The 14,951-nt window shown below is 55.7% G+C and carries 12 protein-coding genes; 10 read left to right on the top strand and 2 right to left on the bottom strand.

Features of this window, described 5'->3' with window-relative positions; translation table 11 throughout:
• Positions 1 to 43 precede the first annotated feature (43 nt).
• Complete coding sequence (locus V4U84_RS25465; RefSeq protein WP_334078196.1) at positions 44 to 1,207, bottom strand: copper amine oxidase N-terminal domain-containing protein; 1,164 nt, start codon at positions 1,205 to 1,207, stop codon at positions 44 to 46.
• Between the two features lie 247 nt (positions 1,208 to 1,454).
• Between V4U84_RS25465 and V4U84_RS25460 the strand changes: the two genes are divergently transcribed.
• The 10 genes from V4U84_RS25460 to V4U84_RS25415 all read left to right on the top strand — a co-directional run bounded on the left by V4U84_RS25460 (position 1,455) and on the right by V4U84_RS25415 (position 14,185).
• Positions 1,455 to 4,208, top strand: coding sequence for a PAS domain S-box protein (locus V4U84_RS25460; protein ID WP_334078195.1), 2,754 nt, complete (start codon positions 1,455 to 1,457; stop codon positions 4,206 to 4,208).
• A 29-nt stretch (positions 4,209 to 4,237) separates the two neighbouring features.
• On the top strand, positions 4,238 to 4,906 hold the full coding sequence (locus V4U84_RS25455; protein WP_334078194.1) for a response regulator transcription factor: 669 nt from the start codon (positions 4,238 to 4,240) through the stop codon (positions 4,904 to 4,906).
• 213 nt (positions 4,907 to 5,119) lie between these two features.
• The gene (locus tag V4U84_RS25450) at positions 5,120 to 5,572 is read left to right on the top strand and encodes a chemotaxis protein CheX (RefSeq protein ID WP_334075974.1); all 453 of its coding nucleotides are present in this window, start codon (positions 5,120 to 5,122) and stop codon (positions 5,570 to 5,572) included.
• Between the two features lie 13 nt (positions 5,573 to 5,585).
• Positions 5,586 to 5,948, top strand: coding sequence for a response regulator (locus tag V4U84_RS25445; RefSeq protein ID WP_334075973.1), 363 nt, complete (start codon positions 5,586 to 5,588; stop codon positions 5,946 to 5,948).
• Between the two features lie 143 nt (positions 5,949 to 6,091).
• Positions 6,092 to 7,687, top strand: coding sequence for a methyl-accepting chemotaxis protein (locus V4U84_RS25440; RefSeq protein ID WP_334078193.1), 1,596 nt, complete (start codon positions 6,092 to 6,094; stop codon positions 7,685 to 7,687).
• Positions 7,688 to 7,702: 15 nt separating this feature from the next.
• Complete coding sequence (locus tag V4U84_RS25435) at positions 7,703 to 9,688, top strand: methyl-accepting chemotaxis protein (RefSeq protein WP_334078192.1); 1,986 nt, start codon at positions 7,703 to 7,705, stop codon at positions 9,686 to 9,688.
• Between the two features lie 20 nt (positions 9,689 to 9,708).
• The gene (locus V4U84_RS25430; RefSeq protein ID WP_334075970.1) at positions 9,709 to 10,137 is read left to right on the top strand and encodes a chemotaxis protein CheW; all 429 of its coding nucleotides are present in this window, start codon (positions 9,709 to 9,711) and stop codon (positions 10,135 to 10,137) included.
• Positions 10,138 to 10,151: 14 nt separating this feature from the next.
• Entirely contained in the window at positions 10,152 to 12,293 is a 2,142-nt protein-coding gene (locus V4U84_RS25425; RefSeq protein WP_334078191.1) for a chemotaxis protein CheA, read from the top strand.
• The gene (locus V4U84_RS25420; RefSeq protein ID WP_334078190.1) at positions 12,290 to 13,090 is read left to right on the top strand and encodes a CheR family methyltransferase; all 801 of its coding nucleotides are present in this window, start codon (positions 12,290 to 12,292) and stop codon (positions 13,088 to 13,090) included. Before V4U84_RS25425 ends, V4U84_RS25420 begins: the two co-directional genes overlap by 4 nt.
• A gap of 30 nt (positions 13,091 to 13,120) precedes the next feature.
• Positions 13,121 to 14,185: a protein-glutamate methylesterase/protein-glutamine glutaminase gene (locus V4U84_RS25415; RefSeq protein ID WP_334078189.1), complete on the top strand. Its 1,065-nt coding sequence runs from the start codon at positions 13,121 to 13,123 to the stop codon at positions 14,183 to 14,185.
• A gap of 20 nt (positions 14,186 to 14,205) precedes the next feature.
• Here V4U84_RS25415 and V4U84_RS25410 read toward each other — a convergent pair whose 3' ends face one another.
• Positions 14,206 to 14,895: a DNA-3-methyladenine glycosylase gene (locus V4U84_RS25410; protein ID WP_334078188.1), complete on the bottom strand. Its 690-nt coding sequence runs from the start codon at positions 14,893 to 14,895 to the stop codon at positions 14,206 to 14,208.
• Positions 14,896 to 14,951: the final 56 nt, after the last annotated feature.

The following is a 14,951-nucleotide window of genomic DNA, read 5'->3' as shown; positions in this document are numbered from 1 at the left end:
CAAGTCATCGCGGATGACGGGGGCCAACCTCTTTTTTAATGTATCATTTGCCAAGCTCATAGGTTACGGTCTCGGCTCGTTTGCCGGAGCCGGGCAGGGCCCACTGGAAGCTGAGCCGATTGCCGTCCCGGCCGGTGTAAACCAGCCCGTCGCCGGAGCTCCAGTCACTGCTGTCGATCTTCCCGATGCTGGCTTTATCCAGCAGCTTTCGATAAAGCGGCATGGACTTGCCGGTAGCGCGGTCGACGACGAGCAGAGCGCCCGTGGAGAACGGGCGGATCAGCAAAAAGTCGGGCTCGACGGCTTCCAGCCCGTATTCGTCGTCCGGCCCGCCGAGTTTCGCCAGATCGATCGTTTCGGCGACTTTGCCGTCCGGTGTGACGAGCTGCGCGGTTTGGCCTTCGTTCAGCACGATTTTTCCGTCGGCGGAAAGAGCGGCATTGTTCAAGCGGACCTGGGAGACGCCGCCCCCGTAGGACAAGCTCGACTGGGCAACGACCGAGCCGTCGTGGATGAGTGCGCGGTGAAGGCTGCTGAAAATATGCGGCTCCCCATAAGCGTTATCGATGTCGACGACATAGGCGGTGTCACCGACTTTGCGCGCACTCAGGTTTAGTGTATCGGGAAATTCGATGTTGACGGTGCCGAGCCGGGTGGGAAGCTGCCCGGTTTCGCCGCCATAAAGCACGCCCTGCTTGCGGTTTAACCAGAAAAGGGTACCGTCCGCCTGCGTCAGCCGGTATTTCGAAGAGTAGACATAGCTGATTTTCTGCGTTCCCGCGGCGCTCACCGGAATGCCGAACAGCTTGGAAAACAGGGAGGCCGGCACATAAGTTACGCCATATCTGATTTGAACGGGAGCGCCCAGGGAGACGGGAACGGCGTTCTTCCCCACGGCTTGGGCGCTTCCCGGTTGGAGTTTGGCGTACTGGGCGACCCCGGTAAGCTCCAAGGCTTTGGTCTGTGCGTTAAAAGTCAAATGCAAGTCGAACAGCGCGGCGGTATCCCTCAGCGGGACATACAGCTGCCCGGATTGCTTGAATACGGGATACTTGACGGGATAGACCACTTTTTGATTCGCTGTGACGGCGGCGGCGGCCGCCGTTTGAGGCGAAGTCAAGCCGGGCAAGGCTCCGGCGGCCGTGGCGATACCAAGAGCCAAAGCCGCCAAGGCGGTTTTGGAGAGTGCCGTTCTCTTTTTCTTCATAAAGGAACCTCCTTTTCTTACATACCTATAAAAACGCAAAAAGGCCGGTAAAGTTGTTCCCGACAAATCCGGATTTGCATGTTCAGTACTCCCTCTCTCATATGCCCATAATTTTCTATAGTTATAATTCCGCGCCAGTCTTAGCAAAGCCGAGGCAATTGCCGATATAAAAATTAAAAGTAGTCACGAAAAGTTAGTAACCCCGTTGATAGGCAGTGGACATCAGGATGGCAAAGGGGAGACCGGGTTGTACAGTATAAGCTTGGAAATCGTCGTGTCGGTTGGCATCATCTTACTATTGACGTTGTTTGGGTTAGGGTATTCATACCGCAACCGGATCAGGGAGCTTGAATTCAAGCTGGAGCAAGCGGAGCAGAGGGCCCGGTTGATGGAAGATATGCTGAACAATATAGATGTGGGGACATGGTCTTACGACAACGAGACGGACAGCGTCTCGTTCGTTTCCAGAGCTTTTTTAGGGATTACCGGGTATGTACCGGAGATTTTTACGAGCAAAACGGCTTGGGAACGGATCGTTTATCCGGAAGATATGCACTGGCTCTCTACGCTGGCCGCTCAGGTCAAACAGGGTGAAACTGTCGTGGATTCGCACCGCATTGTTCACAGCGATGGCGAGGTCCGGTGGATTGAGCTAAGAATGATTCCGACGATGAATGAGTTCGGGCAAATCGTCCGGCTCGATGGCATTCTCACCGATATTACGGACAATAGAAGGATTGAGGAGGAACTGCAGGAAGTCGAGCAGCGATTCTACCGGTTTACCGAGCTCTCGCCCCATCCGATGGTCGTACAGAAGGACGGGCGGCTGGTTTACGTCAACCCCGCGGGGCTGCGGATGATCGGGATGAAGAAGCTGGACGACATCGTCGGGGAGGAGATTTATTGCCTCCTGCCTTCGGGCGAGTGGGAGAAGGCCCGAAGGCGTATCAGCGCCATCGCGGAAGAGAAGTTTGGAGAAGCGGTGGAATACCAGATACTGGGGCCGGGCGGACGAATCATCCAAACCGAAGTCACCGGAGTTTATGACGCGCATACGGGAGCAACCGTGCATGTGTTTTATGATATTTCCGAGCGCAAAAAGATGGAGACGGCCCTAAAGGAAAGCATGGAGCGGTACCGAAGGCTGGTGGAGCTGTCTCCCGTAGCCATCGCCTTATGTCATGCCGGAATGATCGTCTATGTGAATCCCGCAGGGTTGCGGATTTTGGGAGCAACAAAACTGTCGGACGTTGTCGGAACGACGCCTTGGGACTGGGTCTGCCAAGAAGATCGGGCGTGGGCCAAGTCGCTTATCCAGGATCTGGTCGCAAGCGGCTCCCTGCCTCCGGAGGAAATGACTCTGGTTCGGACGGACGGGGAGGAGCTGGAGGCATTGGTCGTCGGTATATATGACGCCGCTCATTCCTCCATCGAAATTGTTTTTGAAGACATTACATCCCGGAAGAAGGCGGAAAGAGCGCTTTTGGCCAGTGAAGAGCTAAATCGGCACCTGGTGGAGTTGTCTCCGCTCTCCATTATATTGCACCATAATTACCGGATCACCTATATCAACCCGGCCGGAATCGCTTTATACGGCGCCAAGGCTCCGGAGGAGATGCTGGGACTGAACCTGCTGGAACTGCTTGAACCGGAGGACGTCGATGAGGTCATGTGCTGGGTATCCGGGCAGTTGGAAAGCCAGGAGAACACGCCGCTAATCCAGCATCGGATGATCCGCCATGACGGCGGTATCCTTGAGGTGGAGTCGGTCACCACCGGCCTCCCCCATTTGGGGCAAGGGACAGCGATGACCTTGGTCTGGGATGTGACAACGCGAAAAAAAGCCGAAGAAGAGCGGCAAAATGCCGAGCGGAAGATTCGGGAAAGCGAGGACCGCTACTTCCGGCTGCAAATGAGTCTGGATCAGTTTTCTTCCGATCTTTTCGGCGTGGTCAAAGTGGAGGAATTAAACGGCCGGCTGGTGAGGGAAGCGCGGCAGGTATTGGATTCGTGCCGGGTCAGTTTGATGAAAATCGACCCGGGGGGCGGAGTGATTATCACCCATGGGGGGAAGGAAATTCCCGACGGCGTACTGCAAAGCATACGGGAGAGGGGGGCGGACCGGCTGCCTCTCTGCCAACTGTTCGACACCTTGGACGGACACTATGTGAAAATCGGGGAAGTGAACGGGGAGAGCCGGATCTTGTGCATAGGGGAAAGCTCGGCGCTGCTCCTCATTCAGGCAAAAAGAGTTTGGCTGGAAACGCTCTCCCGGTATGTGAATGTGTTATATGACAACTTCCGTGTAATAGAAGACTTAAGAAGAAATGTGGATCAACTGGCCTCCGGGCAAATGATGCCGCAATGGTTGCTGCGGTTCATGTTCCATTTGTCCGAAAATGAACGGAAGCGGCTCTCCCAGGATCTTCACGATGCGGCCCTTCAGGAACAGATCATTTGGTATCGCCGGTTGAATCAATTATCGGGGAATACCGACCTCCCGGCCCGGCACCGGGAACAGCTGGAGGAAATTGAGCAGGGGCTCCTGGATGTCGTGTACCAGATCCGGATTACCTGCAACGAGCTTCGTCCTCCGCTGCTTCAGGAGGAAGGACTGGAGCGGTCGTTGGAAACATTGTTTGAATTTACCCAGATGCGTACCGATTACGCCATTCAGTTTGATTATTCGGATCTCGGTTATGTGATCCACGATGATGTCATTATCGGGCTGTACCGGATCGTGCAGGAGATGCTGTCCAATGCGACCAAGCATTCGAGGGCAACCCGGGTCGTCATCAAATTATTTTCCAACAAGGATCGGATTTATTTGCATTATGAGGACAACGGCGTGGGGATGGATGTGGACAAGACGGCCAACACCTTTAACAGCATGGGCATCTATGGGATGAAAGAGCGGATTCGCAGTATGGAAGGATACATCGAATTCGATTCTCCGGCGGAGGGCGGATTATTTATTCGTATTTCCATTCCGGTCCGGTAGACAACAGGACAATCAAGGAGGTTGCGGAAATGATCGGAATTTTACTGGTGGACGACCATCCCGCCGTGATGGAGGGGACGAAAGTCTTGCTGGAGCAGGAAGGGGACATGTCGGTGACCCTCGCGGATGCGGTGGAGAAAGCGGTGGAGCTGGTCAGGCAGCAGCGGTATGATCTCATGCTGATCGATCTTCACATGCCGAATCTCAACGGGATCGATCTGGCCAAACAATTGCTGGCCATTGCCCCGGACACGGCTATTCTGATCTATACCGGATTTGAATTTACCAATCACTTTAATTTAATGGTAGAGGCCGGCATTTCGGGCTTCGTCCTCAAGACGGCAAATAAGGAGCAACTGGTTACCGCCGTTCGCTGTGCCTTGCGCGGGGAAGTCGTTCTGCCGTTGACGCTGGTGAAGCAGTTAAGGAGAATTTCCGTTCAAGAAGCGGAAGCGGCTGGCGGCGGCTCGGCGGCCGGGGTTATCTCGAATAAGGAATACGATATTTTAAAACAGATCGCAAGAGGGAAGAGCAACAAGGAAATCGCCGAGAATATGCTGGTGAGCCAGCGGTCGTTGGAATATACACTAACCAGCCTGTTTCAGAAGTTGGGCGTTAAATCCCGGATTGAAGCGGCTATGAAAGCTAAGAACCTGGGGTTGTTGTCCGATTCGGATTTTTCCGTTCCTCCCAAATAGCATAACTTTATATTAGTTCGTAAGTCCTGCTTGTAAGTCTGCAGGGCTTCTTTTTTCGACATAAATCATCATATAAATACATTATTCCGCATTATTCCGCAATATTTTTGCGCGGTCACGCAATAAATTTTCGGTTACCGTGGCTTTTGGCGCATGTATCATGATAATCAATTAGTCCTTAGGTCATTTATCACAGAAAGAAGGTATAACATAGTGCAAAAGTATGACGGGGCGACGGATTTGCTAAACAGCACGATAGAGTCGATGAAACATGTATTTTCTTGTCCACTGCAAGTGGGGGCGCCTCTTTTATTCGATCAATCCATGATCCAAAGCGATGTCGGCGTATTGGTCGGGATTGTGGGGGATTTGGAAGGCCGGTTGATTATCGAGGGGGAGAGCCGGATTTTTACCTACTTAAGCCAGAGTATGTTCGGCATGCCGCTGGAGGGAGAAATGCTGCACAGCTTCGTTGGGGAAATGGCAAACATGATTGCCGGTAACACGTCCACCATGCTGGCCAACCTCGGAAAACGCATCGATATCACGCCGCCGACCGTAATGGTGGGGCAACTGCAAATGTACGGATTTAGCCGGGGAATTAAAATCGCGGTAGAGCTTGAGGCTGTCGGACCGGTAAATACCATATTATTGCTTCAAGGCTAAGGGGGAAATTTTCGTGAAAAAAATATTGGTTGTCGATGACGCCGCATTTATGCGTTTGATGTTAAAAGGAATTTTGAGCAAAAACGGCTATGAGATTGTCGGCGAAGCCGAGAACGGCGAGGAAGCTGTTGAGAAGTACCGCAGCTTGGCTCCGGACCTGGTGACGATGGATATCACGATGCCGATCATGGAAGGCGTAGAGGCCGTGAGGCAAATCAAAAAACTGGATCCCAACGCAAAAATCATCATGTGCTCGGCGATGGGGCAGCAGACGATGGTTGTGGAGTCCCTCCAGGCGGGGGCCAAAGATTTCATAGTAAAACCGTTTCAGGAGGAACGGGTGCTGGAATCCATTCGCAAGACCCTGGGAGCTTAACAAGAGGCAAAGGCGGGTATCACTGTGAATTTTTTTCGTACTCATCATCACGAACAATTGTCGGGGGAAGATCTTGAGAAGATTTTGGAGCACCTGGAAGCCGAATTAGAGCAGATCAAAGACGAGGATAGCGAGGGATAGAGATGGGATGGTACCGTAACTTGAAGATTGCAGCGAAGCTAAATCTGGGATTCTTGTTTATGTCTGTCATGCTGGTGCTTGTAGGGTATTTCGGTTTAAACAGCTTGAGCAAGATGAGCGTCAGCCTTTCGGGAATGTACGACAATAATCTGGTTCCCGTGAGAGATATGTCCGACTCATACGGGATGTACCAGCGTTTGCGCGTAAACATCCGCGACATGTGGCTGATATCGGAAACGCAAGCGGATCGGGACGAATACAGCAAAAAGATCGACAGCTTCATCAGCGAGATTGATCAAAACATCGCCCAGTACCAAGGTACCGTGATGACCCCCAAAGAAGTGGAGATGCTGGATTCGTTTGCTCCGGTTTGGGAGTCCTACAAAAAGCTTGTGGACCAGTCAAGGGAACTCATCAACGCGCAGAAGTCCGATGAATTCGTAGCCTTGCTGAAGGGAGACTTGGAAACTACCGGAGATGAAGTGATGACTCTCCTGCAGGATCTGGTGAAAATAAATGTCCAACTGGCCGAGGAACGTAACTTGGAAGGGGACTCTCTATATGCGGCCTCAAGAAACATCACCATCTTGGTCCTTGTTATATCCATTCTCCTGAGCATCTCTTTCGGTTTTATGCTCTCGCGGAGCATTTCCAGACCGCTGCGCCGGGTTGTGGACCTTGTCGAACGAGTATCGGAAGGGGATCTTCGGGACACGATCGATATTTCCGCAAAAGACGAGGTCGGACAGCTTGCCGCCGCTATGAACAACATGATTGGCGGGCTGCGTGCGATCGTCGGGGGCGTGGTCTCCTCGGCCGGGGGCGTATCGGCAGCCGCCCAGCAAATTTCCGCCAGCACTGAGGAAATTGCCGGGGGAAGCACCAGTCAGGCGCATGCCGCCCAAACCATCAACGAGCTGTTTAAAGAGCTGACGACGGCGACCCACTCCGTGGCCCTGATTGCGGAGCAGGCGTCGGATATTTCCGCCGACACGATGGACATCGCCGCGCAGGGCGGCAAAGTGGTCCGTTCCTCGGTGGAAGGGATGAACGTCGTCAACGAACAAGTTGCCAAGCTGGAGGAAGATTCGAACCGGATCGGTGAAATTATCGAGGTGATCGATGACATTGCGGAGCAAACGAACTTGCTTGCCCTGAACGCGGCGATTGAAGCGGCCCGGGCGGGAGACCAGGGACGCGGCTTTGCGGTCGTGGCGGATGAAGTCCGGAAACTTGCGGAGCGAAGCGGCGAGGCCACCAAACAGATCACGGCCATCATCAAGGGCATGCAGGAAAATACGCGGCACAGCGTCAAGGCTACCCGGGATGGGGTGGCTTACTCCAAACAGACCGGTGAGGCGTTTGAATTGATCATCAACAAGATCAACGAGTCGGCGGGCAAAGTTACGGAAATTGCCGCGGCGAGCCAGCAGCAGGCCGCCCAATCGGCCGAGGTCATGGCGGCGGTCGAAAGTATTTCGGCCGCTACCGAGGAAGCAGCAGCAAGCTGTGAGGAGACCGCCTCCGCGGCGCAGTCCCTAGCGGGGCTGGCGGAGGAACTGAACCACACCATTTCCGTGTTTAAGATGAATTCATAAGAGGCGGTGTCTAGCGTGAAATTGAAGCAAGCAGCTTTTTCCATGAAACTTAGGGCTCGCATGTTGCTCACTATTCTCGGGTCCATTGTCCTCCTGCTCGCTTTCCTGGTGACCTTTGTTAGTGTCAGTACCCGAAACGACTCGATCGATGCGGCGATGTCCCTATCCGAAGCGTCGGGAGAAAAAATCGGAGTCGAAGTCCAGCGAGAGTTTGACAAGACGATCATTTCCGCCCGCAACTTGGCCGATGCATTCAAGAGTATGAAGCAGACGAATACGGCCAGCCGGGAAACGGTAAACGCGTTGCTTAAAAATATGCTTGAAAACAACCCCTCCTATATCGGGGCATGGACGGTTTGGGAACCGAACGCGTTCGACGGCAAGGATGAAGCATTTCGCAATAAGCCGGGATCGGACGAGACCGGAAGATTGCTGCCCTACTATCAAAGAACCGGAAGCGGCCCCAAGCTGACGGTAAGCGAGGATTATGAGGTTCAGGGGGTGGGGGACTACTATCTGCTATCCCGAAACAGCGGCAAGGAAGTCATCCTGGATCCCTACAGTTTTAACATTGAAGGGAAGGATGTCATGATGACGTCCATCACTGTGCCGGTTAAAGAAGACGGCAAGGTCGTCGGGGTTGTCGGAGTAGATTTGGAGCTTGAATATCTTCAAAAAATGATGAGCCAGTTTAAGCTGTACGACACCGGTTTTGCCCATATCTATTCCCATGCGGGAACCATCGTGACGAATCCCGACCGGGAAGCCGTCGGGAAGAAATTGGGGGAAGTTTTCCCTACAGCGGATGTACAAGGCATTATGACCTCGATTCAAGGCGGCGACAGCTATTCGACGAACTGGGAAGGATCCTATCTTCTGTATACGCCGATCTCGATCGGACAGACGGAAACGCCGTGGTCGGTGGCAACGGTTATCCCAATGAAGGAAATTACAGCTGATTCGGATCGGCTGCTAATAACGATTATCTTGGTCGGGGTGATTACCACGCTCGTCCTTGGCGCGGTTATCGTCTGGCTGACCGGCAGCATCGTTAAACCGCTCAACCGGACCGTGGAGGTCGGGGAATACATGGCCCGCGGCGATTTCACGAAGGAGCTGCCGGAACGGCTGCTGCGCCGTGGCGATGAAATCGGCGTATTGGGCAGGGTATTTGATGAAATCACCCGGAGCATGGGAGCCATGCTGGGTCAGGTAAATCAAAATGCCGCCCAAGTCGCCGCCGCTTCCCAGCAAATCTCGGCCAGCGCGGAGGAGCTGGCGTCGGGCAGCGGGGATCAGGCGTACTCGGTGCAAACGATCAACGAGCTATTCAGAGAGCTCTCCAGCGCCATCAATGCCGTGGCGGTCAGCGCGGCGTCGGCGTCGGAGTTGACCAACAAAACGGCGGGTGTGGCCGGAGAAGGCGGATCGGTAGTACAGCGCTCGATCGAAGAGATGAGTACGGTGAGCCGCCAGGTTCTCCGCCTCGAAGAGGACTCGACCCGGATCGGCGAAATCATCGAGGTCATCGACGATATCGCCGAGCAGACCAACCTGCTTGCGCTGAATGCCGCGATCGAAGCGGCCCGGGCCGGAGAGCAGGGACGCGGGTTTGCCGTCGTCGCCGACGAGGTCCGGAAATTGGCGGAACGCAGCGGGGAGGCGACGAAGCAGATCGCAGGCATCATCAAGGGCATGCAGAACAATACGGCGGAAACCGTGAGAGCGGTGGAAGCCGGGGTAGTCTCCACCGGCAAATCCGGGGAAGCGTTCGATCATATCGCTGCGATGATCAGCGAATCGGCCAGCCGGGTGATGGAAATTGCCGCCGCAAGCGAGGAGCAGGCCGCCCAGGCGACCGATGTGGTGTCCGCAATCGAGAACATTTCGGCCGCGACGGAGGAAACGGCGGCAAGCAGCGAGGAAACGGCCTCGACGGCAGGAGCGCTGGCCGAACTGGCCGAGGAATTGAACCGCATGGTTGCGGCGTTCAAAATCTGATCATGCGGAGGTAGAAAAACATGCAGGCAAGCGGTCAGGAACAGTATGTCGAATTCGGAATCGAGCAGGAGCAATACGCGATCCGAATCGAGGACATCCACGAAATCATTAAAATTCAGGATATTACCGTAATTCCCAACGTCAAGGACTACGTTAAAGGCGTCATCAATCTGCGGGGACGCATTGTCCCCGTCATCAGCCTTCGGTGCTTCTTCGGGAGCGAGGAAGCACCCTTCACGAAAAGCAGCAGAATCGTCGTCATTCATCATCAAGAGGAGGCGGTTGGCATCATCGTCGACCGTGTCAACAAGGTGACCACGTTTTCGGATATTCAGCCTCCGCCGGAACGGGTGGGGGGCATACAGGGGAGCTTTTTCACAGGAATCGGGCTTGCGGAGAGCGGACTGGTCGGGATTTTGCGGCTGGATGAAGTTCTTTTGCATGAATAAGGGGGCCAACCGGGGTGCTGTCTGAATATAGAGAGGTTTTCCTGGAGGAGCTGGAGGAGCAGCTCCAACTGATGGATGAGGAAATTCTAAAGCTGGAGCAGGAAGAGGATTGCTCGCAGGTGGTGCAGAGTCTATTCCGGGCCGCTCATACCTTGAAGGGCTCCTCCGCCGCCATGGGCTATGATGTGATGAAGCACTTGACGCATGAAATGGAGCAGCTGCTGGATCTGGTCCGCAGCGGCAAACGGAGGGTCACCGGCAAACTGATTGACCGATTGTTTTATGCCCTGGACCATCTCAAGCTGCTGAAGCTGGATATCGTCGATGGCGGCGGCGGAACGGGAATCGACATCTCCGTGTGCGTCCGGCAGCTGCAGAGCTATGCCAGCGGAGAAGAGGCGGACGAAGAAACTCCGGCAAAGGCGGTAGCGGAGATGGAGACGGAGGTCAGCGAACCGGCAGGAAATGAGGCCTCAAATGCTCGGCAGCCGGCTAACTCAAAACCTTCATTGCCGTTAAATGTTCGCTTGAAGGCAGGCGAGTGCCTGGATCAAGGGCTGCAAGCGCATTGGGTTTTCGTGCGGATTGCAGAGTCCTGTGCGATCAAAGGGGCCCGGGCTTTTGTTATTCAGTCCGGCTTGACCGAATGGGGCGAGGTGCTGTTTGCCTGTCCGGAAATGGAGGAGCTGCCGGAGCAGAGCGGGGAGTCGGCGGAGATCGCCTTCCTGCATGCCGGGGGGGAACGAAGCCGGGAAGAACTACAGGCGCTCGTAGCCAATATGATGGACGTTGCCGAGGTGAGGGTTGAGGCGGTTTTGCCCGAGGAGCTTGAATTGGTGCAGCCGCAGCTGTCCGCGGCGAATCCTTCGACCGAGCCGGCAGCGCCAGCCGCACAGGTCCTGCGGAACGAGGAGCGCGGGGCGGGAACCTCCGCCAAAGGCAAGGCCCAAACGATTCGGGTCAGCGTCGAGCGACTGGAGCATTTGATGAACCTCGTCGGCGAGCTGGTCATCGACCAGACCCGCATTCACGAGGTAGAGCGCGTCCAACGGAGGCGTTTCAACGATTCCTCGGTGGAGGAACTGGGGCATATCTCCGATCATCTTTCGAGAATTATCGGCGATTTGCAGGAAAGCGTCATGAAGACGCGCATGCTGCCGATCGAACAGCTGTTCAATCGGTTCCCCCGCATGATCCGGGACTTGTCGCGCGATTTGGAAAAAGAGATCGAGCTGGTCATTGAGGGGAAAGACACCGAGCTGGACCGGACGCTCATTGAGGAGATTGCCGATCCCCTGATTCACCTGATCCGGAATGCGTTGGACCATGGCATCGAGAAGCCGGAGATTCGCGAGTCCAAAGGCAAGCCGACCAAGGGGACGCTTACGATCCGGGCGGCCCATGAGGATAACCAGGTCGTCATTTATGTGATCGATGACGGGGCGGGCATCGACGCCCAAAAGGTACGCAGCTCGGCGATCGGCAAAGGGGTGCTTACCGAGGAGGAGGCCGCTTATTTATCGGAGCGCGAGTCCGTCGAGTTGATTTTCCGGCCCGGGTTCTCGACCGCCGCGGTCGTCAGTGACGTATCCGGCCGGGGCGTCGGCATGGATATCGTAAGGAGCCATATCGAGAAGCTGAACGGCTTGATCGAGATTGAGACCGCCGTCGGGCAAGGGACCTGCTTTAAAATCAAGCTGCCTTTGACCCTGGCGATTATCGAAGGCTTGTTGGTGAAGTTGACCGGACAAACCTATATCATCCCGATGAGCAACATCGCGGAAATTGTTCGCGTGACGCCGGAGGACCTCAAAACGGTGCGGGGACAATCGGTTATTTTGCTGCGAAACCAGGTGATTCCGGTGGCCTGGATACATGAATATTTTCGTTTGCCGAAGCCGGAGGGCCACAAAAAGCATATTTCTCTGGTGATCGTCGGCTCTGCGGAGAAGCGGCTGGCGATGGTGGTGGACGAGTTGATCGGAAACCAGGAAATCGTGATTAAATCGCTCGGTTCTTACATCGGCAAAGTGGCGGGAATCGCCGGGGGGACGATTTTGGGGGACGGCAGTGTCTCGCTGATCATGGAAATCGCCGGCATTATCGGAAAAATCGGCGGAAAGGCGCCCTATCACAAGGAGGATCAAGTGGGATGAAAAGTTCAGTGCAGCCGGAACAGGATTTTGAGCGTTTTATTCAACTGGTAAAAGGCAAATCCGGGATCGATCTGGCTCTATACAAGGAGGCCCAGATGAAGCGGCGGCTGACCAGTCTCCGGGAACGCCGGGGATACAAGAGCTTCAGCGACTTTTTCCAGGCTTTTTCCGCGGATCCCGCTCTTTACGCCGAGTTTCTGGATCAGATGACCATAAACGTTTCCGAGTTTTACCGGAATCCGCAGAGATGGGATGTGCTGGCCAACAAAGTAATTCCGGAACTGCTCAGCCGCAGTCCCCGACTAAAATGCTGGAGCGCCGCCTGCTCCACGGGAGAGGAGCCGTATTCCATCGCAATGGTCCTGTCCCAGTTTGTGGACCTGAAGGAGATTCAAGTGCTCGCCAGCGATTTGGATCAGGATGCGATCGAACGGGCCAAGATCGGTAACTATCAGGCTTCCGCGGTAAAAGACGTGCCGCAGGCGCATTTGAACAGCTTTTTTACCAAGCAAGGGGAACGTTATCTGGTCTCGGATTCCTTGAAACGCTGTGTGCAATACAAAAGGCAGAATTTATTGGCGGATGCTTACGATACGGGATTCGACTTGATCGTATGCCGGAATGTGCTCATTTATTTTACCGACGAAGCCAAGGAAACCGTATTCTCCAAATTCAGCCAGGCTTTAAAGCCGGGGGGCTATTTGTTTATCGGGGGGACCGAACAGATCTTCCAACCGCAGCAGTATGATTTGGAGGCGACGGAAACCTTTTTCTACAGAAAGCGTTTGGCCCGTTAACAGATCACATAACAAAGGAAGATACCAGTCATGGGAAAAATCAAGGTACTCGTCGTAGACGATTCGCTGTTTATGCGGAGAATGATCGTTCGGCTGGTCGAAGAGGATGCGGATATTGAAGTAATCGGTACAGCGCGGAACGGGGCGGAAGGCGTGAGAATGGTCAAGGAGCTCCGGCCCGATGTGGTGACGATGGATATCGAAATGCCCGAAATGAACGGCATTGAAGCGTTGGGGAAAATCATGGAAGAGCTGCCGACGCGAGTGATCATGCTCAGCTCCCTTACCCGGGAAGGGGCCGAGGAGACGATTACGGCTTTGCAGAGCGGGGCGGTGGATTTTCTCCCGAAACCTTCGGGCACTGCAACCGCCGGACTGGCCGGGGTGAAGGAAGAGATCGTCGGCAAAATCAAGGCGGCCGCGCGCACGCCGTTATCGGTGTTGATCGCGGCGCGCCGGGGCGCTGCCCGGCAGACGTCTTGGGAGCCGAAACGGGCCGCTTCGGAAGGGGCGAAGGAATTCCGGCAAATCGTCGCCATCGGCACCTCCACCGGGGGACCGAAAGCGCTGGAGACGGTGTTGACCGGCCTGCCGGCGGATTTCCCGCACCCCGTGCTCGTCGTGCAGCATATGCCGGCGAAGTTTACGCTGTCTTTGGCGCAGCGGCTGAACAACCTGTGCCGCATCCGCGTGGTGGAGGCGGAGAACGGCCAGGTCGTTCAGGGAGGGACGGCCTACATTGCGCCCGGCGGCTATCATATGACCCTGGTCCGGAAGCAGCAGGAAGTCCGGATCATCCTGAATCAGGAGCCGCCGCAAAACGGTCATCGTCCTTCCGTGGATGCGATGTTCGAGTCGGTGTCAGCCTTGCCGGGGCTGAAAAAGCACTTTGTGCTTATGACCGGCATGGGCAGCGACGGGGCGAAAGCGATGGCGCAGGCCAAGCGGCAGGGCGCCGAATCGACGATGGCGGAGGCGCAGGAAACCTGCGTGGTCTTCGGGATGCCGCGGGCGGCGATCAACCTGGGATGCGTCGACCACGTCGTTCCCCTAACGGTGATCGCCGCGAAAATTCGGCAGTTGACCGGACATTAAACGAGAGGGGCATTCCCGGGTTAGTAGGGAATGCCCCTCTCGTTGTCGATGACCGAGACATAAGGATTGTCTCGGTAGTAAAACCGCCACGGCAGGTCGGCGTATTCCGCCGCGTAGGCGATGTTGATGCGCGGCGCCGCGATGATCGCGGGCGGTGGCGCGGCTTCGCCGCCGGGCCCGCCCGCTTCCAGGCGGAGCGGGCTGTCGCTGCGGTGCAGCAGCGCGCCGTTCAGCGACTTGTCGATCTCCAGGGCCCGGCACAGTTTGCCGGGGCCCCCCGACAAGTCCACGGGCCGGCGCGCGCGGGCGCCGCGGCGGGCGCGCATGAGCGCCTCGTCGCCCGGCGTGAGCGGCTCCACCGCCCGGATCAGGACGGCCTGCGGATCGTCCGTCGGGCCGGTGACCACGTTTAGGCAGTGGTACATGCCGTAGATCAGGTAGATGTAAGCGGCCCCGCCCTCGCCGAACATGATCTCGGTACGGGCGGTCCGGCGGCCGCCATAGGCGTGGCTGCCCTTGTCCTCGACGCCGCCGTAGCTCTCCGTCTCGACGATCCGGCAGCGGATCGCCCCTTCTTCGGTCTCCCGGACGAGGACTTGTCCGAGCAGCCGGGGCGCCGCCTCCAGGGCGGAGTCGGCGTAAAAAGAAAGCGGGAGCAGTTCTCCCGCGCGGAAACCTGCAGGTTCGGGCTTTCCGGGTTGGCTTATCATCGCAGCATCAACTCCCATTGGGTCTGGTAACATGAGCTCATGAACTCATGTTACTC

Origin of the sequence: Paenibacillus sanfengchensis (genome assembly GCF_036864765.1) — a bacterium.
GTDB classification, from domain to species: Bacteria; Bacillota; Bacilli; order Paenibacillales; family Paenibacillaceae; genus Fontibacillus; species Fontibacillus sanfengchensis.
This window is presented reverse-complemented; position numbering and strand designations above follow the sequence as displayed.